At 71.5% G+C, this 18600-nt stretch carries 16 protein-coding genes; 12 read left to right on the top strand and 4 right to left on the bottom strand.

The genetic code is table 11. The annotated features are described in order from the left end of the window. Positions 1-270 precede the first annotated feature (270 nt). The 9 genes from QC283_RS11395 (at position 271) to pssA (ending at position 11209) form a co-directional block, all read left to right on the top strand. Positions 271-2076, top strand: a complete 1806-nt coding sequence (locus tag QC283_RS11395) for a 3-hydroxyacyl-CoA dehydrogenase family protein (RefSeq protein ID WP_279561308.1) — start codon at positions 271-273, stop codon at positions 2074-2076. 187 nt (positions 2077-2263) lie between these two features. Then, on the top strand, positions 2264-3079 hold the full coding sequence (locus tag QC283_RS11390) for a TetR family transcriptional regulator (RefSeq protein WP_279561307.1): 816 nt from the start codon (positions 2264-2266) through the stop codon (positions 3077-3079). A gap of 389 nt (positions 3080-3468) precedes the next feature. Further along, positions 3469-4806, top strand: a complete 1338-nt coding sequence (gene ccrA / locus QC283_RS11385; RefSeq protein WP_279561480.1) for a crotonyl-CoA carboxylase/reductase — start codon at positions 3469-3471, stop codon at positions 4804-4806. Positions 4807-4816: 10 nt separating this feature from the next. Continuing rightward, positions 4817-6844, top strand: coding sequence for a protein meaA (locus QC283_RS11380; protein ID WP_279561306.1), 2028 nt, complete (start codon positions 4817-4819; stop codon positions 6842-6844). Further along, positions 6841-7815, top strand: a complete 975-nt coding sequence (locus tag QC283_RS11375; RefSeq protein ID WP_279561305.1) for an HpcH/HpaI aldolase/citrate lyase family protein — start codon at positions 6841-6843, stop codon at positions 7813-7815. Before QC283_RS11380 ends, QC283_RS11375 begins: the two co-directional genes overlap by 4 nt. Before the next feature lie 5 nt (positions 7816-7820). After that, positions 7821-8336: a MaoC family dehydratase gene (locus QC283_RS11370; RefSeq protein WP_279561304.1), complete on the top strand. Its 516-nt coding sequence runs from the start codon at positions 7821-7823 to the stop codon at positions 8334-8336. Then, positions 8336-9541 (top strand): acyl-CoA dehydrogenase family protein, encoded by a 1206-nt coding sequence (locus tag QC283_RS11365; protein WP_279561303.1) that lies wholly within the window; start codon positions 8336-8338, stop codon positions 9539-9541. Before QC283_RS11370 ends, QC283_RS11365 begins: the two co-directional genes overlap by 1 nt. Positions 9542-9711: 170 nt before the next feature. After that, entirely contained in the window at positions 9712-10368 is a 657-nt protein-coding gene (locus tag QC283_RS11360; RefSeq protein ID WP_279561302.1) for a phosphatidylserine decarboxylase, read from the top strand. A 40-nt stretch (positions 10369-10408) separates the two neighbouring features. Further along, positions 10409-11209, top strand: a complete 801-nt coding sequence (gene pssA, locus QC283_RS11355; RefSeq protein WP_279561479.1) for a CDP-diacylglycerol--serine O-phosphatidyltransferase — start codon at positions 10409-10411, stop codon at positions 11207-11209. Positions 11210-11360: 151 nt separating this feature from the next. Here the strand turns inward: pssA and QC283_RS11350 are convergent, their stop codons facing one another. Beyond that, positions 11361-12503, bottom strand: a complete 1143-nt coding sequence (locus tag QC283_RS11350; RefSeq protein ID WP_279561478.1) for a glycerate kinase — start codon at positions 12501-12503, stop codon at positions 11361-11363. 306 nt (positions 12504-12809) lie between these two features. On the opposite strand from QC283_RS11350, the gene QC283_RS11345 reads away from it, so the two are divergent. Together QC283_RS11345 and QC283_RS11340 are read left to right on the top strand one after the other, a co-directional pair. After that, entirely contained in the window at positions 12810-13304 is a 495-nt protein-coding gene (locus tag QC283_RS11345) for an NUDIX hydrolase (RefSeq protein WP_279561301.1), read from the top strand. Between the two features lie 40 nt (positions 13305-13344). After that, on the top strand, positions 13345-14070 hold the full coding sequence (locus QC283_RS11340; RefSeq protein ID WP_279561300.1) for an SIR2 family NAD-dependent protein deacylase: 726 nt from the start codon (positions 13345-13347) through the stop codon (positions 14068-14070). A gap of 10 nt (positions 14071-14080) precedes the next feature. Here the strand turns inward: QC283_RS11340 and QC283_RS11335 are convergent, their stop codons facing one another. The 3 genes from QC283_RS11335 to QC283_RS11325 form a co-directional block, all read right to left on the bottom strand. Further along, positions 14081-14575: a methylated-DNA--[protein]-cysteine S-methyltransferase gene (locus tag QC283_RS11335; RefSeq protein ID WP_279561477.1), complete on the bottom strand. Its 495-nt coding sequence runs from the start codon at positions 14573-14575 to the stop codon at positions 14081-14083. A gap of 20 nt (positions 14576-14595) precedes the next feature. Next, on the bottom strand, positions 14596-16068 hold the full coding sequence (locus QC283_RS11330; protein WP_279561476.1) for an AlkA N-terminal domain-containing protein: 1473 nt from the start codon (positions 16066-16068) through the stop codon (positions 14596-14598). A gap of 154 nt (positions 16069-16222) precedes the next feature. Continuing rightward, positions 16223-18133, bottom strand: coding sequence for a heavy metal translocating P-type ATPase (locus QC283_RS11325; protein ID WP_279561299.1), 1911 nt, complete (start codon positions 18131-18133; stop codon positions 16223-16225). Positions 18134-18189: 56 nt separating this feature from the next. Between QC283_RS11325 and QC283_RS11320 the strand changes: the two genes are divergently transcribed. Beyond that, positions 18190-18552: an ArsR/SmtB family transcription factor gene (locus tag QC283_RS11320; protein WP_279561298.1), complete on the top strand. Its 363-nt coding sequence runs from the start codon at positions 18190-18192 to the stop codon at positions 18550-18552. The last annotated feature ends 48 nt before the right edge of the window (positions 18553-18600 follow it).

The following is an 18600-nucleotide window of genomic DNA, read 5'->3' as shown; positions in this document are numbered from 1 at the left end:
CAGAGAGCAGTCGGTTCGGTACTCCAGGTACCCGGTGGACCAAGCAGACCAAGTATCCGGGTCTCAGGTACCGCTGTACGGCTCGGCCTCGGGACAGGGCCGGTCGCAGACCGCCGCGCGGGCGTGTGCACGCCCTGAGCGACGGCACCGGGCGTGTGCGCCAGTCAGCCCGGCAACACCCGCACTCCACTCCCTTCCGCACGCACCCGGTGCGCCCCTCGGCGCACCCGGGCGTGTTCCCGTCGTCACCCTCATTCCTGGAGTCCCGCGATGGCCACTCCCCCGTCCGACACCCCTCTGTCCCCGATCCGGAGCGTCGCCGTCGTCGGCCTCGGCACCATGGGCACCGGCATCGCCGAGGTCCTGGCCCGGGCCGGCCGTGACGTCGTCGGCATCGACATCAGTGAGGCGCAGGCCGCGACGGCCGTCGCCACACTGGAGTCCTCCACCGCCCGTGCCGTCGAGCGCGGACGCCTCACCGGGCAGGAACGCGCCGACACCCTCGCCCGTATCCGTACCTCCACCGACCTGCGGGCGGCGGCCGACGCCGACCTGGTGATCGAGGTGGTCCCGGAGTCGTACGAGATCAAGCAGCAGGTCTTCCGGGAGCTGGACGCAATCGTGCGCCCCGAGACCGTCCTGGCGACCGGCACCAACGCGTTGTCCGTGACGCGGCTGGCCGCCGACTCGGCCCGCCCGGAGCGGGTGCTCGGCCTGCACTTCTTCAACCCGGCACCGGCGATGAGGCTGGTGGAGGTCGTCTCCTCCGTGCTGACCGGGCCGGGCGCCGTCACGGCGGTCACCGACCTCGCCCTGGACCTCGGCAAGGAACCCGTCGCGGTCGGCGACCGGCCCGGATTCGTCGCCGACGGGCTGCTGTTCGGCTACCTCAACCAGGCCGCGGCGATGTACGAGGCGAACTACGCCTCCCGCGAGGACATCGACGCCGCGATGCGGCTCGGCTGCGGCCTGCCCATGGGCCCGCTGGCCCTGCTGGACCTGATCGGCGTGGACACCGCCCGCACCGTCCTGGAGGCCATGTACGCCGCCTCCCACGACCGTCTGCAGGCTCCGGCACCGATCCTGAGGCAGCTCAGCGAGGCGGGTCTGACCGGCCGCAAGGCCGGGCGCGGCTTCTACACCTACGAGGCGCCGGGCAGCGCGGTCGTCGTGCCGGATGCCTCGTCCCCGCGTGCGAGCGACACCCCGGTCCCCGGCCGTCCCGTCCGCGCGGTGGGCGTGGCCGGCTCCGGCACCATGGCGTCCGGCATCGCCGAGGTGTTCGCCAAGGCCGGGTACGAGGTCGTGCTCGCCGCCCGCAGCGCGGAGAAGGCGCGAACGGCCAGGGCCCGTATCGGCAAGTCCCTGGCGCGCGGCGTCGACAAGGGGCGGCTGACCGCGGAGGCCGCCGCGCAGGCGCTGGAGCGGATCACGCCGACGGGGACGTACGACGACTTCGCCGACGTCGATCTGGCGCTGGAGGCGGTCGCCGAGGACCTGGACGTCAAGCGGCAGTTGTTCGCCACGCTGGACAAGGTCTGCAAGCCGGGCGCGGTGCTGGCCACCACCACCTCCTCGCTGCCCGTCGTCGCCTGCGCCCGCGCCACCTCGCGCCCGCAGGACGTGATCGGCATGCACTTCTTCAACCCGGCGCCGGCGATGAAGCTGGTCGAGGTCGTGCGTACGGTGCTGACCGCCGACGACGTGCACGCCACCGTCCGCGAGGTCTGCGCCAAGGTCCGCAAGCACGCCGTGGACTGCGGCGACCGGGCCGGGTTCATCGTGAACGCGCTGCTGTTCCCGTACCTGAACAACGCCGTGAAGATGGTGCAGGAGCACTACGCGACCCTCGACGACATCGACGCGGCGATGAAGCTCGGCGGCGGCTACCCGATGGGCCCCTTCGAGCTGCTGGACGTGGTCGGGCTGGACGTCTCGCTCGCCATCGAGAAGGTCCTGCACCGCGAGTTCCGCGACCCGGGCCTGGCTCCGGCGCCGCTGCTGGAGCACCTGGTGGCCGCGGGCTGCCTCGGCCGCAAGACGGGTCGCGGCTTCCGCGAACATGCCCGCCGCTGAGCCCGGTCCCGGCCACTGGTTCCGGTCCGAGGAGGACTGGGGCGGGCTGCTCGATCCGGCCGCGTCTTCCCCGGCCTCCCCGGCAGGGGCTTCCCCGCCTTCCCCCGCCGGTTCTCCCCCGCCCGTCCCGGGCGGGGGAATCCCCGGTCACGCGCATGATTGCGTGCACATGCAGTACGTTCGGGGCATGTCCCAGCCCGCCAAGTCCTCACGTACACCAGCTACGCCCGACGCGCCGGAGAGCGCGGCCGGCAACCGAGCCGCCGCCCAGCGGCTCAAAATGCGCCGGGAGCTGGCGGCAGCGGCGATGGAGCTGTTCGCGACCAAGGGGTACGAGGCGACCACCGTCGACGAGATCGCGGCCCGTGCCGGGGTCGCCCGCCGCACCTTCTTCCGCCACTTCCGTTCGAAGGAAGAGGCGATCTTCCCGGACCACGACGACACCCTGGTCCGCGCCGAGGCGGTGCTCAACGCGGCACCCGCGCACGAGCATCCGCTCGACACGGTGTGCCGCGGCATCAAGGAAGTCATGAAGATGTACGCGGCCCGGCCGGAGATCTCGGTCGCCCGGTACAAGCTGACGCGTGAGGTGCCCACCCTGCGCGAGGCGGAGATCGCGTCGGTGGCCCGCTACGAACGTCTCTTCACCCGCTATCTACTCGGTCACTTCGACGAGCACGCGCACGACGACGACGCCAACGACGACCCGCTGCTGGCCGAGGTCGCCGCCTCCGCCGTGGTCACCGCCCACAACCACGTGCTGCGGCGCTGGCTGCGAGCGGGCGGCCAGGGGGACGTGGAGAACCAGCTCGACCACGCCTTCGCGATCGTGCGGAAGACGTTCGGCACCGGCATCGGCGCCGGGCGCTCCACGGCCTCCTCCGCGCGGCCGGCCGCCTCCTCGGCCTCCGTGCGGGGCGAGGTACTGGTGACGGTCGCGCGGACCGACGCGCCGCTGCACGAGGTCATGCGCACCATCGAACAAGCACTCAAGGAGCGCTGACCCGCTCCACCGTCTGTGTGACAACGGCCACCCACCGGGTGGCCGTTTTTGCATGTCAACGCCCCTTTTCGCGGCCCGCCCGATCCTCGTTCGATCGATCATCGCTCATCTGATGGGTAAAGATTTCATCTGAGAGCAAGTTCTGGCACTCAGTGCCTTGCGGGGTGACACGCGGTGTCATACGTTGAAGGTGTCCGGGCTGTCCCCGCAAGCGACCGCCTGCGTGCCCGGCGCCTGCGTCACAGGCACCCTCCCGCGCCACAAAGCGCTGCCGAACAGCACCCTCCCGCCGAACCGACGGCACCCCTCACCACAACCCTCAGCAGCACCGACGTAACCCTCAGCGCCCCTCCCTCAGGGCGCTCACCGCCGGAGGCAACACCGTGACCATGAAGGACATCCTGGCCGCGATCCAGTCACCCGACTCGACGTCGGCCGACATCGCCGCCCTGCCGCTGCCCGAGTCGTACCGCGCGATCACCGTCCACAAGGACGAGACCGAGATGTTCGCGGGCCTCGAGACCCGCGACAAGGACCCGCGCAAGTCGATCCACCTGGACGAGGTGCCGGTGCCCGAGCTGGGCCCGGGCGAGGCCCTGGTGGCCGTGATGGCCTCCTCGGTCAACTACAACTCCGTGTGGACCTCGATCTTCGAGCCGATGTCGACGTTCGGGTTCCTGGAGCGCTACGGCAGGGTCAGCGAGCTCGCCAAGCGCCACGACCTGCCGTACCACGTCATCGGCTCCGACCTGGCCGGCGTCGTCCTGCGCACCGGCCCGGGCGTCAACGCCTGGCAGGCCGGCGACGAGGTCGTCGCGCACTGCCTCTCCGTCGAGCTGGAGTCGTCCGACGGCCACAACGACACCATGCTCGACCCCGAGCAGCGCATCTGGGGCTTCGAGACCAACTTCGGCGGACTCGCCGAGATCGCGCTGGTGAAGTCCAACCAGCTGATGCCGAAGCCGGGCCACCTCAGCTGGGAGGAGGCCGCGGCCCCCGGCCTGGTCAACTCCACCGCCTACCGCCAGCTGGTCTCCCGCAACGGCGCCGGCATGAAGCAGGGCGACAACGTGCTCATCTGGGGCGCGAGCGGCGGCCTCGGCTCCTACGCCACCCAGTTCGCACTGGCCGGCGGCGCCAACCCGATCTGCGTCGTCTCCAGCGAGCAGAAGGCGGACATCTGCCGGGCGATGGGCGCCGACGCGATCATCGACCGCAGCGCCGAGGGCTACCGGTTCTGGAAGGACGAGCAGACCCAGGACCCCAAGGAGTGGAAGCGGTTCGGCAAGCGCATCCGCGAACTCACCGGCGGCGAGGACATCGACATCGTCTTCGAGCACCCCGGCCGCGAGACCTTCGGCGCCTCCGTCTACGTCACCCGCAAGGGCGGCACCATCACCACCTGCGCCTCCACCTCGGGCTACATGCACGAGTACGACAACCGCTACCTGTGGATGTCCCTGAAGCGCATCATCGGCTCCCACTTCGCCAACTACCGCGAAGCCTGGGAGGCCAACCGGCTCATCGCCAAGGGCAAGATCCATCCGACGCTCTCCAGGGTCTACTCGCTGGAGGACACCGGCCAGGCCGCGTACGACGTCCACCGCAACCTCCACCAGGGCAAGGTCGGCGTGCTGTGCCTGGCGCCCGAGGAGGGCCTGGGCGTGCGCGACGAGGAGATGCGCGGCCGGCACGTCGACGCCATCAACCGCTTCCGGAACGTCTGAGGAGCGCCGTATGACCGATCGTCAGAAGGACCGGCCGTGGTTGATGCGGACCTACGCCGGCCACTCCACGGCCGAGGCGTCCAACGAGCTGTACCGGCGCAACCTCGCCAAGGGCCAGACGGGTCTGTCGGTCGCGTTCGACCTGCCGACCCAGACCGGCTACGACTCCGACCACATCCTCGCCCGCGGCGAGGTGGGCCGGGTCGGGGTGCCGGTCGCGCACCTCGGTGACATGCGCCGGCTGTTCCAGGACATCCCCCTGGAGCAGATGAACACCTCGATGACCATCAACGCCACGGCCATGTGGCTGCTGGCGCTCTACCAGGTCGTCGCCGAGGAGCAGGGCGCGGACGTCACCGAGCTCAGCGGCACGACCCAGAACGACATCGTCAAGGAGTACCTGTCCCGGGGGACGCACGTCTTCCCGCCGGGGCCCTCGCTCCGCCTGACGACGGACATGATCGCGTACACGGTCTCCCACCTCCCGAGGTGGAACCCGATCAACATCTGCAGCTACCACCTGCAGGAGGCGGGCGCCACACCGGTCCAGGAGATCGCCTACGCGATGTCCACCGCGATCGCCGTGCTCGACGCCGTGCGCGACAGCGGCCAGGTGCCGCGGGAGCGCATGGGCGACGTCGTCGGCCGCATCTCCTTCTTCGTGAACGCGGGCGTCCGCTTCGTCGAGGAGATGTGCAAGATGCGGGCCTTCGGGCGGATCTGGGACCGCGTCACGCGGGAGCGGTACGGCATCGAGGACCCCAAGCACCGCCGCTTCCGCTACGGCGTCCAGGTCAACTCCCTGGGCCTGACGGAGGCCCAGCCCGAGAACAACGTCCAGCGGATCGTGCTGGAGATGCTGGCCGTCACCCTCTCCAAGGACGCACGCGCGCGCGCCGTGCAGCTGCCGGCCTGGAACGAGGCGCTGGGCCTGCCCCGCCCCTGGGACCAGCAGTGGTCGCTGCGCATCCAGCAGGTGCTGGCGTACGAGAGCGACCTGCTGGAGTACGGCGACCTCTTCGAGGGCTCGAAGGTGGTCGAGGCGAAGGTGGACGAACTGGTCGAGGAGTCGCTCGCCGAGATCGAGCGCATCCAGGAGATGGGCGGCGCGATGGCGGCCGTCGAGTCCGGCTACCTCAAGTCGCAGCTGGTCGCCTCGCACGCCGAGCGGCGGGCCCGGATCGAGTCGGGCCAGGAGAAGATCATCGGTGTCAACGCCTTCGAGGGCACCGAGCCGAACCCGCTCACCGCCGACCTGGACACCGCCATCCAGACGGTCGACCCGGCGGTGGAGGCCCGTGTCGTCGCCTCGCTCCGGCACTGGCGGGACACCCGCTACCAGCCGCCCTTCAACCACCCGCGCCCCTGCAAGGCCCTGGAGAAGCTGAAGGAGGCCGCCAAGGGCACCGACAACCTCATGGAGGCCACCCTGGAGTGTGCCCGCGCCGGTGTCACGACCGGCGAGTGGGCCGGGGCGCTGCGCGAGGTGTTCGGCGAGTTCCGCGCCCCGACCGGGGTCTCGTCGGCGCCGGTGGCGATCGCCGCCGAGGAGGGCTCGGCGCTCGGCGAGGTCCGCCGCAGGGTGGACCTGACCGCCAAGGACCTCGGCGTCGGCAAGCTGCGCTTCCTGGTCGGCAAGCCCGGCCTGGACGGCCACTCCAACGGCGCGGAGCAGATCGCCGTGCGGGCCCGCGACGCCGGGTTCGAGGTGGTCTACCAGGGCATCCGGCTCACCCCGGAGCAGATCGTGGACGCCGCCCTCGCCGAGGACGTGCACGCGGTCGGCCTGTCCATCCTGTCCGGCTCGCACGCCCAGCTGGTGCCCGACGTGCTCGAACGGCTCCGTGTGGCCGGTGCCACAGACATTCCGGTGATCGCCGGTGGCATCATCCCGAACGGAGACGCCGAAGAACTGCGGGCCGCCGGAGTGGCCGCGGTCTTCACACCGAAGGACTTCGACATCACCGGAATCATCGGCCGCATCGTCGACGAGATCCGCAAAGCGAACAAGCTCGACCCCCTGGAGGTCCCCGCATGACCAGCCCAGCTCCCCAGGTCAACCGCCTGCGCCCCCGGCGTTCCTGCCTGGCGGTGCCCGGAAGCAACCCCCGCTTCCTGGAGAAGGCCCAGGGCCTCCCGGCCGACCAGGTCTTCCTCGACCTGGAGGACGCCTGCGCGCCGCTCGCCAAGCCGGAGGCACGGCACACCATCGTCAAGTTCCTCAACGAGGGCGACTGGACCGGCAAGACCCGCGTCGTGCGCGTCAACGACTGGACGACCGAGTGGACGTACCGCGACGTCGTGACGGTCGTCGAGGGCGCCGGCCCGAACCTCGACTGCATCATGCTGCCCAAGGTTCAGGACGCCCAGCAGGTGGTGGCCCTCGACCTGCTCCTCACCCAGATCGAGAAGACGATGGGCTTCGAGGTCGGCCGTATCGGCATCGAGGCGCAGATCGAGAACGCGCGGGGCCTGAACAACGTCAACGAGATCGCGCAGGCCTCCCCGCGCGTCGAGACCATCATCTTCGGCCCGGCCGACTTCATGGCGTCCATCAACATGAAGTCGCTGGTCGTGGGCGAGCAGCCGCCCGGCTACCCGGCGGACGCCTACCACTACATCCTGATGAAGATCCTCATGGCCGCCCGCGCCAACGACCTCCAGGCGATCGACGGCCCCTACCTCCAGATCAAGAACGTGGACGGCTTCCGCGAGGTCGCCGGCCGCGCCGCCGCCCTCGGCTTCGACGGCAAGTGGGTGCTGCACCCGGGCCAGGTCGAGGCCGCCAACGAGGTCTTCTCCCCCTCCCAGGAGGACTACGACCACGCCGAGCTGATCCTGGACGCGTACGAGTACTGCACGTCCGAGGCGGGCGGCAAGAAGGGCTCCGCGATGCTCGGCGACGAGATGATCGACGAGGCCAGCCGCAAGATGGCGCTGGTCGTGGCGGGCAAGGGACGCGCCGCCGGCATGACGCGCACCAGCGAGTTCGAGATCCCGGAGGGCTGAGCGCGATGCAGTTCGGACGCACCTACGAGGAGTTCGAGGTCGGGGCGACGTACAAGCACTGGCCGGGCAAGACGGTCACGGAGTACGACGACCACCTGTTCTGCCTCCTCACCATGAACCACCACCCGCTCCACATGGACGCCAACTACGCCGAGAAGACGACCGACTTCGGCAAGAACGTGGTGGTCGGGAACTACATCTACTCCCTGCTCCTCGGCATGTCCGTCCCGGACGTCTCCGGCAAGGCGATCGCCAACCTGGAGATCGAGTCGCTCCGGCACGTGGCGCCGACCTTCCACGGCGACACCCTCTACGGCGAGACGACCGTGCTCGACAAGTGGCCGTCCAAGTCGAAGGACGACCGGGGCATCGTCCACGTCGAGACCAAGGGCTACAAGCAGGACGGCACGCTCGTGTGCGTCTTCCGCCGCAAGGTGATGGTGCCCACCGAGACGTACACCAAGGAGCGCGGCGGCGAACAGCCGGGCCGCCCCGAACCGAGGGAACAGGGGAAGCAGTAATGGCGCGACTCGCCCAGACCGCCGGTCTGACGGACATCCAGCGGGAGATCCTGTCCACCGTCCGGGACTTCGTGGACAAGGAGATCATCCCGGTCGCCACGGAACTGGAGCACCGCGACGAGTACCCGCAGGACATCGTGGACGGGCTCAGGGAACTGGGCCTGTTCGGCCTGATGATCCCGGAGGAGTACGGGGGCCTGGGCGAGTCGCTCCTGACCTACGCCCTGTGCGTGGAGGAGATCGCCCGCGGCTGGATGTCGGTGTCCGGCATCATCAACACGCACTTCATCGTGGCGTACATGCTCAAGCAGCACGGCACGCGGGAGCAGAAGGACCACTTCCTGCCCCGCATGGCCGCCGGTGACGTCCGGGGCGCCTTCTCCATGTCGGAGCCGGCGCTGGGCTCGGACGTCTCCGCCATCTCCTCGAAGGCGGTGAAGGACGGCGAGGAGTACGTGCTGAACGGCCAGAAGATGTGGCTGACGAACGGCGGCACGTCGTCGCTGGTGGCCGTTCTGGTGAAGAGTGACGAGGGTCACCCCGACGGCACGGCGCCGCACAGGTCCATGACGACCTTCCTGGTGGAGAAGGAGCCCGGCTTCGGCGAGGTCCGGCCCGGACTGACCATCCCCGGCAAGATCGACAAGATGGGCTACAAGGGCGTCGACACGACCGAGCTCATCATGGACGGCCTGCGCATTCCGGCCAATCGGGTACTCGGCGGCGTCACCGGCCGAGGTTTTTACCAAATGATGGACGGCGTCGAGGTCGGCCGCGTCAACGTGGCGGCACGTGGTTGCGGCGTCGCTCAGCGTGCCTTCGAGCTCGGAGTCCGGTACGCCCAGCAGCGTCACACTTTCGGCAAGCAGATCGCCCAGCACCAGGCCATTCAGTTCAAGCTGGCGGAGATGGCTACCAAGGTTGAGGCGGCGCATGCGATGATGGTGAACGCTGCACGCAAAAAGGACTCGGGCGAACGAAACGACCTGGAAGCGGGTATGGCCAAGTACCTTGCCTCCGAGTACTGCAAAGAGGTCGTGGAGGACGCCTTCCGGATCCACGGCGGGTACGGCTTCTCCAAGGAGTACGAGATCGAGCGCCTCTACCGCGAGGCCCCGATGCTGCTCATCGGTGAAGGCACCGCCGAGATCCAGAAAATGATCATCGGCCGTCGACTGCTCGAAGAGTATCGATTCCAGGGTTAGATGTCCGGATACGGGGTGTTTTCTTGGAGAAGAAGGTCACACCCCGTAGGCACTGTTCGGCCGCCGACTCAGCTTCCTGGCTTACCCAGTTGCGGCGTGGAGCCGCTACGATCGCCGGAAAGCCGCCGTCCCCCGTCGAAGCGCGGCATCATCCGCTACGAAGGTCATCCATGCCCCACAGCCAAACCTCTGCATCTCGCGACAGCCTGGCCGGCGTACGCCTCGCGCGCGGAGCATCGCCGTGGCTTCTGCCGACCGTCGCCACCGCAGCCGTCAGCCTTCTCCGTGCCCGTCGTTCCGGCGCCGCCAAGGCCGTCGCCGTCCCCGCCACCGCACTCGCGGCGGGGATGCTGTGGTTCTTCCGCGACCCCGAGCGCGAGATCACCCAGGGCCGGGTCATCTCGCCCGCCGACGGCGTGGTGCAGAGCATCATGCCGTGGAAGGACGGCCGTACCCGCGTCGCGATCTTCATGAGCCCGCTCAACGTCCACGTGAACCGGGCCCCGCTGGCCGGCGAGGTGACGTCGGTCGAGCACGTCCCCGGTGGCTTCGTTCCCGCCTTCAACAAGGAGAGCGAGAACAACGAGCGGGTGGTGTGGCACTTCGACACCGAGCTCGGCGACATCGAGATGATCCAGATCGCCGGCGCGGTGGCCCGCCGCATCGTCCCGTACCTGCCGCAGGGCACGAAGGTCGAGCAGGGCGACCGGATCGGCCTGATCCGCTTCGGCTCCCGCGTCGACCTGTACCTGCCGGAGGGTGTGGAGGTCGCGGTCGAGGTGGGTCAGAAGACGGTGGCAGGGGTGACTCGAATTGACCGTGATTGATCCACAGACCCAGGCCGGATGGGTACCGGAGGCCGACGAGATGGACGACGAGGAGGAGATGCCCCTCTCGCTCCGCCTGTCGATAGCCGACACGCTCACCCTGGGCAACGCCACGTGCGGCTTCATGGCGGTGTACTTCACCACCACGGGCATCCTCATCCCGCACCTCATGGGCGGCGACGAGTCGGGCATGGCCCGGCAGAGCGCGGCCACCGCGGTCATCCTGATGCTGTGCGCGGCGATCTTCGACCTGTGCGACGGCCTGGTGGCGCGCAAGCTGCGCAGCTCGCCGATGGGCGCGGAACTGGACAACCTCTCCGACCTGATCAGCTTCGGGCTGGCCCCGGCGTACTTCGTCCTCGTCTACGGCATGGTCGCGCACGACGCGTACCAGCGGGTGGCGGCGGTGGGGGCGATCGTGGTGCTGCTGGCGGTGGTGCTGCGGCTTGCGCGGTTCTCCTGCGTCACCGTCAAGGACGGCACGTTCCAGGGCATGCCGTCGCCGTTCGGAGCGCTGACGGTGGTCTCGATCGTGCTGCTGGAGCTGCCCTTCGTGGCGACGCTGCTGGCGATCATCGGCACGGCCTGGCTGATGGTGAGCCGGGTCGAGTACCCGAAGCCGCGGGGGCGCCTGGCGGTGGCGATGCTCGCGTGGATCGTGCTGTCGATGGGGCTGCTGGCCGGCTGGGCCTTCGACGCGCCGAGCGGGCAGCTGCTGCTGCAGACGGGATGCGCGCTGCAGCTGGTGATGGGCGCGGTGATTCCGCTGTTCGCCACGGCTCGGCGGGTGAACAACTTCCGTGACAACCGGCGGGAGGCGCGGGCGGCACAGTTGCCGTGACGCGCTCCGCCGAGTGGGCCCCGGACCCGGGTCGGGTCCGGGGCCCTTTCGTTCGTCCGCGCCCGGCGCCGGGCCTGGCCGAAGGCTCCGCCCCCAGACCCCGCCCCGGGCCTGTGCCCACCCACCGACCCGACTCGGTCGGGACAGGCTCCTAGGCCAGGAAGTCCCGCGCGATGCGCTCCGCGACCCGCTCCAGGATCGGGCCGGCCTCGGCGACGCACTTCGCCACGTCCGGCTCGACATCCGTCAGCGGATACGCCCGCCGGATCCCGGCCCGCCCCAGCGCCTCGGCCGGCAGCGCGAGCCGCCCGCACACCGCGACGACCTCCTTGCCCGCGGCCCGCCCCGCCGCGGCGACGCCCGCCGGGGCCTTCCCGTGCAGGGTCTGCTCGTCCAGCGAGCCCTCCCCCGTGATCACCAGGTCCGCCCGCTCCAGCGCCGGCGCGAAGCCGAGCACGTCCAGCATCACCTCGATGCCCGGCCTGAACCGCGCTCCGAGCAGCATCGCGCCGAAGCCGATGCCGCCCGCGGCGCCGGCGCCCGGCGAGGCGGCGTACTCGGCGGCCCGTGCTCCCACGGTCTCCGTCTTCTCCAGCACCGTCGCGAAGTGTGTGAGGGCCGCGTCCAGCGCCTCCACGTCCTGCGGGGAGGCACCCTTCTGCGGGCCGTAGACCGCCGGGGCGCCCTTCGGCCCGGTCAGTGGATTGTCGACGTCGCTCGCGAGGACCAGCTCGACGCCGGACAACCGCGGATCGATGCCCACGAGGTCGGCCGAGGCCAGGCCGGCGAGGCCGCCTCCGCCCGGCGCGACCGGCTCCCCGTCCCGGCCGAGGAACCGCGCGCCCAGCGCGGACAGCATCCCGGCGCCGCCGTCGGTGGTCGCGCTGCCGCCGACCCCGAACACGATCGTCCGCGCGCCCGCGTCCAGCGCGGCCCGCAGCAGCTCACCGGAGCCGTACGTGGAAGCGGTGAGTGGTGCGAGTACGCCGTCGGGCAGCCGCTGCAGGCCACTGGCCTCGGCCATCTCCACGACCGCGGTGCCCTCGCGCAGCGCGTACGCCGCCGTCACCTCGTCGCCGAGGGGCCCGGTGACCCGTACCTCCCGGCGTTCGAACCCGGCCGCCACCGCGGCGGCGACGGTGCCGTCGCCGCCGTCGGCCACGGGCAGGGCCTCGACGCGCAGGCCCGGCACGACGCGGCGCAGTCCGGCCGTCACCCGCTCGGCGACCTCGACGGCCGTCAGCGTCCCCTTGAACTTGTCCGCGGCGACGAGTACCCGGCGGGTCCCGTCCACTGCAGCGTCAGCCACCTTGCTCTCCCCTTGCTCTCCGAGCCTTGCGCACGTCAAGGCAGTCGCGCCGCTGCGACCTTAACCGCAGGACGGCCACGCCGTCATGCCCCTGCCCGCAGGGTGGACCCACGGCCGCCCGGCCAGCCGGTGGGCGCCGGCGCGGAAGCCGGGTGGCCCGGGCCGGCACGGCGGCCCCGGTTCTCCCGCCGCGTCCGGCCCGGTTCTCCCGCCGTGTCCGGCCCGGTTCTCCCGCCGTGTCCGGCCCGGTTCTCCCGCCGTGTCCGGCCGCGGGCTCGTTACGCTTCCGGAATGACCACTCCTGACTACGCCACCTACATCGCCGGTCTCCCCCGCGTCCTCGCCGGTGCCGCCGCGGTCCTCCGGGACGCCGAGGGACGGGTGCTGCTCGTCGAGCCCAACTACCGCGAGGGGTGGACTCTGCCCGGAGGCACGATCGAGTCGAACGACGGGGAGACCCCGCGGCAGGGCGCGTGGCGGGAGACCGTCGAGGAGATCGGGCTGGACCTGCGGCTCGGCCGGCTGCTCGCGGTGGACTGGGCGAGCGGGACGGGCCGGCCGCCGATCGTGGCGTACCTGTACGACGGCGGGGTCCTGTCCGAGGACGACTTCAAGGCGATCCGGTTGCAAGAGGAGGAGTTGCTGTCCTGGCGGCTGGTGCCGCGCGAGGAACTGGGCGACCACCTGCGCGGCTCCCTGCACGGCCGGGTGCTGGCGGCGCTGGACGTGCTGGCGGAGGGGTCCGGGACGGCCGAGCTGGAGAACGGCGTCCGGGTCGACCGATAACCGTTCGCCGCCCGCACACCGGCGCCCTACCCTCGACCGCATGACCAGCAAGCCCCTCGTCGCCATCCTGAGCGGTGCCGGTGTCTCGACCGACTCCGGCATCCCCGACTACCGCGGGCCGAACGGGCTGTGGCGGCGCGATCCGGAGGCCGAGAAGCTCGTCACGTACGAGTACTACATGGGCGATCCGGAGATCCGGCGCCGCTCCTGGCGGATGCGGCGCGACAACCAGGCACTGGGGGCCGAGCCGAACGCGGCGCACCGCGCGGTGGCCGAGCTGGAGCGGTCCGGGGTGCCGGTCCGGGTGATCACGCAGAACGTGGACGGTCTGCACCAGCTCGCCGGACTGACCGCCCGCAAGGTCCTCGAACTGCACGGCACCGCGCGCGGTTACGTGTGCACCAGCTGCGGTGCCCGGGGTCCGATGGAGGAGGCGCTCGCCCGGGTCGAGGCCGGTGAGGACGACCCGCCGTGCCGGGAGTGCGGCGGCATCCTGAAGTCGGCGACCGTCATGTTCGGCGAGAGCCTCGACCCGGTGGTCCTCGGCGAGGCGGTCGCCATCAGCAAGGCGTGCCAGGTGTTCATCGCCGTCGGCACCAGCCTCCAGGTGCAGCCCGCCGCCGGACTGGCCGGTGTGGCCGCCGACCACGGGGCCCGCCTGGTCGTCGTGAACGCCGAGCCGACCCCCTACGACGACCTGGCCGACGAGGTGGTCCGGGAGCCGATCGGCTCAGCCCTGCCCGAGCTGCTGCGCGGGTTGGGCTGAGCCGGACGGGTCAGAACAGCGGCTGGGGTCCCGCCGTCCCCCGTTCGAAGTCCAGCAGGCGCTGCTTGCGCTCCAGGCCGCCGCCGTAGCCGGTGAGGCCGCCGCTCGCGCCGATGACCCGGTGGCAGGGGACGATGATGCCGACCGGGTTGCGGCCGTTGGCGAGGCCCACGGCACGGGAGGCGGCCGGGTTTCCGAGGGCGTCGGCGAGTTCTCCGTAGGTGCGGGTCTCGCCGTACGGGATGCGGCGCAGTTGGTCCCAGACGGTGCGCTGGAACGGCGTTCCGTTCAGGCGCAGGGCGATGGTGAAGTCCTTCAGTTCGCCGGCGAAGTACGCCGTCAGTTGGTCTTCCGCCTCTGCGAACGGCCCGTCGTCGGCCGCTCCGAAGCTCTCCTCCGGTGGGCGGTGGCGCTGGTCGGTCATGTAGAGGCCGCACAGGACGCCGTCCTCGGCGACGAGGGTGAGCGCGCCGTAGGGGCTGTCGATCACGGTGTGCTGTTTCAGGGATCCCACGGGGTTTTTCCTCACACGGGCAGGAAGTTGATCGGGTGGCTGTCGGTCGCCCACAGGTACTGGACGGCGTACGCGCGCCAGGGCCGCCACGCCGCCGCGCGGGCGGTGAGCGCCGCCGGGGTCGAGGGCAGGCCCAGTTCCCCGGCGGCGCGGCGGATGCCGAGGTCGGTGGGGAGGAAGGCGTCGGGGTCGCCGAGGGCGCGCATGGCGATGACGTCGGCGGTCCAGGGGCCGAAGCCGGGGAGGGCGAGGAGCCGGGCGCGGGTCTCGGCCCAGTCGCACTCGACGCCGAGGTTGAGCGAGCCGTCGGCCAGGTGGGACACGAGGGTGGTGAAGGTCGTGCGGCGGGTGCGGGGCATCGCCAGGGTCTCCGGGTCCACCGAGGCCAGCGCGGTCGCCGTCGGGAAGAGGTGGGTGAGGCCGCCCTCGGGGTCGTCGACCGTGTCGCCGTGTGCCGTGACCAGGCGGGCGGCGTGGGTGCGGGCGGCGGCGGTGGAGACCTGCTGGCCGAGTACGGCGCGTACGGCGAACTCCGCCTCGTCGACCGTGCGCGGGACGCGTCGGCCGGGTGCCTTGTCGACCAGCGGCGCGAGCAGCGGGTCGGTGCGCAGCTGGTCGTCGACGGCCGCCGGGTCGGCGTCCAGGTCGAGGAGGCGGCGGCAGCGGCTGATGGCGACGGTCAGGTCGCGCAGGTCGCTCAGGGTGAGGCGGCAGGCGATGTGGTCGAGGGCCGGGGTGAGGGCCACGATGCCGTGACCGTACGGGAGGCGCAGGGTGCGGCGGTACGCGCCGTCCCTCCACTCCTCCACGCCGGGTACGGCGGTGGCGGCGAGGTGGCCGAAGAGGTTGTCGGGGTTGAGCGGGGCGCGGAAGGGGAGGCGGAGGGACAGGGTGCCCGGGGTGGTGCCGACGACGCGGCTCTTCGGTGCGCGGGCGCGCAGCTCGCTCGGGGAGAGAGCGAAGACCTCGCGGACCGTGTCGTTGAAGGTGCGGATGGAGGAGAAGCCGGCCGCGAAGGCGAGGTCCGCCATCGGCAGCGTGGTCGTCTCGATGAGCAGGCGGGCGGTCTGGGCGCGCTGCGCGCGGGCGAGCGCGAGCGGGCCCGCGCCCACCTCGGCGAGGAGCTGGCGTTCGACCTGCCGGGTGCTGTAGCCGAGCCGGGCGGCGAGGCCGGGCACGCCCTCGCGGTCCACGACGCCGTCGGTGATCAGCCGCATGGCGCGGGCGGTGAGGTCGGCGCGCTGGTTCCACTCCGGGGAGCCGGGGCTGGTGTCCGGGCGGCAGCGCTTGCACGCCCGGAACCCGGCCTGCTGGCAGCCCGCCGCGCTCGGGTAGAAGGTCATGTTCTCGGCTTTGGGCGGCACCACCGGGCAGCTGGGCCGGCAGTAGATGCGGGTCGTCAGGACCGCCGTGAAGAACCAGCCGTCGAACCGCGCGTCCTTCGACTGGACGGCGCGCACGCAGCGCTCCGTGTCGGTGTGCATTCCCGTCTGCATGCGCCCAGGATGGTCCACCGACCGGGCCGGGGCTGGCGGAATTCCGACATGGACGTCACTCTTCCTGGGCTTCGCCGGATCGCCCTCGACCTTCCGACGGTCCTCGTCGTCCCGGTCCTCGTCGTCCCGGTCCTCCGCGTCGTCACTCCGCTCGCCACGCCGACTCGCGCAGCAGCCGCAGTCCGTTGAGGCCGACCAGCACGGTCGATCCCTCGTGCCCCGCGACGCCGATCGGCAGTGGCAGGTGTCCGATCAGGTCCCACAGGACGAGGACGGTGATGAACACGCCGGCGATGACCAGGTTCTGCAGCACCAGCCTGCGCGCGCGCCGGGAGAGGCGTACGACGGCGGGCACGGCCGCCAGCTCGTCGCGCACCACGACCGCGTCGGCCGTCTCCAGGGCCAGGTCGGAGCCGGCGCGGCCCATGGCGACGCCGGCGTGCGCGGCGGCGAGCGCGGGGGCGTCGTTGACGCCGTCACCGACGAAGAGCACCCTGCGGCCGGACCGTTCCAGTTCCCGTACCGCCTCGACCTTGCCCTCGGGCAGCAGCTCCGCGCGGACGTCGGTGATGCCGGTAGCGGTGGCCACACGGGTGGCGGCGGCCGCGTTGTCGCCGGTGAGGAGGGCGGGGGCGGTGCCGGTGAGGGCGGTGAGCGCGGCGGCGGCCGGGGCGGCGTCGACGCGGAGGCGGTCGGTGAGGGCGAGGGTGCCGACGGGGGTGCCGTCGCGGCTGACCTGGACGGTCGTGTCGGCGCCCTCGGGGGTCTCGGCGCGGCCGACCCGTACCTCGTGGCCGTCGACCACCGCCGTCACCCCGCGGCCCGGGGTGGCCGTGAAGTCCTCCGCGGGCGCGATGCGCAGGCCGCGGGTGCGGGCGGCGGCCACGATCGCGCGGGCCAGCGGGTGCTCGCTCGGGTGCTCGGCCGCGGCGGCGAGTGCGAGGAGGGCGTTCTCGTCGAGGCCGGAGCCGGGCAGCGGCCGTACGGCGGTCACCTCCGGGGTGCCCTCGGTGAGGGTGCCGGTCTTGTCGAGGGCGGCGGTGTCGATCTCGCCGAGGCGTTCCATGGCGACCGCCGACTTCACCAGGACGCCATGCCGGCCGGCGTTGGCGATGGCGGAGAGCAGGGGCGGCATGGTCGCGAGGACGACCGCGCAGGGCGAGGCGACGATCATGAAGGTCATGGCGCGCGGCAGGGCGTCGGTGAGGCCGGCGCCGAAGGCGAGCGGGACGCCGAAGACGGCGAGGGTGGCGGCCACCATGCCGACCGCGTACCGCTGCTCGATCTTCTCGATGAACAGCTGCGTCGGGGCCTTGGTGCGGGACGCCTCCTCGACGAGGGTGACGATCCGGGCGATCACCGAGTCGGCGGGGTCGCGCCCGACGCGGACGCGCAGGGCGCCGGTGCCGTTGAGGGTGCCGGCGAAGACGTCGTCGCCGGGACGCTTGAGGACCGGGAGGGACTCGCCGGTGATGGTCGCCTGGTCGACCTCGCCGGCGCCGTCGAGGACCGAGCCGTCGGCGCCGATCCGCTCCCCCGGCCGGACCAGGAGCACGTCGCCGACGGCGAGGCCGGCGGTCGGGACGGTCTCCTCGCGGTCCCCGGTGAGGCGGGTCGCGGTGGTGGGCGCGAGGTCGAGCAGGCCGCGTACGGAGTCGGCGGTGCGGGCGGTGGCCAGGGCCTCCAGCGCGCCGGAGGCGGCGAAGATGACGATCAGCAGGGCGCCGTCGAGGACCTGGCCGATGGACGCCGCGCCCAGCGCCGCGACGATCATCAGCAGGTCGACGTCCAGGGTCTTCTCGCGCAGCGCGCGCAGGCCCTCCAGAGCGGGCTCCCAGCCGCCGGCGGCGTAGGCGACGGCGTACAGCGGGCCGTACGCCCAGACGGGGGCGCCGCCGAGGTCGAGGGAGAGCGCCGACAGGAACGCGAGCAGGGCGGCCATCGCCCAGCGGGCCTCGGGCAGGGCGAGGACGCGGGTACGGCGGCGGGGCGCCGTCCGGGCGGGTGCGGGGACGGGAGCGGGGGCGAGTGTGGTGGACACGCGGCACACCATACAGGAACAAATGAAGACTCATTCATGTGTTCATCCGTGGTGAGTAGGATGAGCGCATGGGTCACGGAGCCGCCACCACAGCGCAGGACGCCGCCGCACGCGTGCGTCTGGACGCGGACAACGTCGCCAAGGTCGCCACCACGCTCCAGGCCCTGTCCACACCCTCCCGGCTCCTGATCCTGGCCCGGCTGCGCGAAGGCCCGCTGCCCGCCACCGAGTTGGCGGCGGAGGTCGGAATGGAGCAGTCGGCCTGCTCGCACCAGCTGCGGCTGCTGCGCAACCTGGGCCTCGTGGTGGGTGAGCGCCAAGGCCGGTCGGTGGTGTACGCGCTGCACGACCACCATGTCGCCGAGCTGCTCGACCAGGCCGTCTACCACGTGGAACACCTGCGGCTGGGCATCAGCGACGCGACGGACTGACCCGCCGCCGCACGTGGGCGGCGACGGGTCGGTACGTCTCGGTACGGG

It is taken from the genome of Streptomyces sp. DH41, assembly GCF_029813785.1.
Taxonomy (GTDB): domain Bacteria; phylum Actinomycetota; class Actinomycetes; order Streptomycetales; family Streptomycetaceae; genus Streptomyces.
Note: the sequence above shows the minus strand (reverse complement) of the source record. Positions and strands in the feature narration are given on the sequence as shown.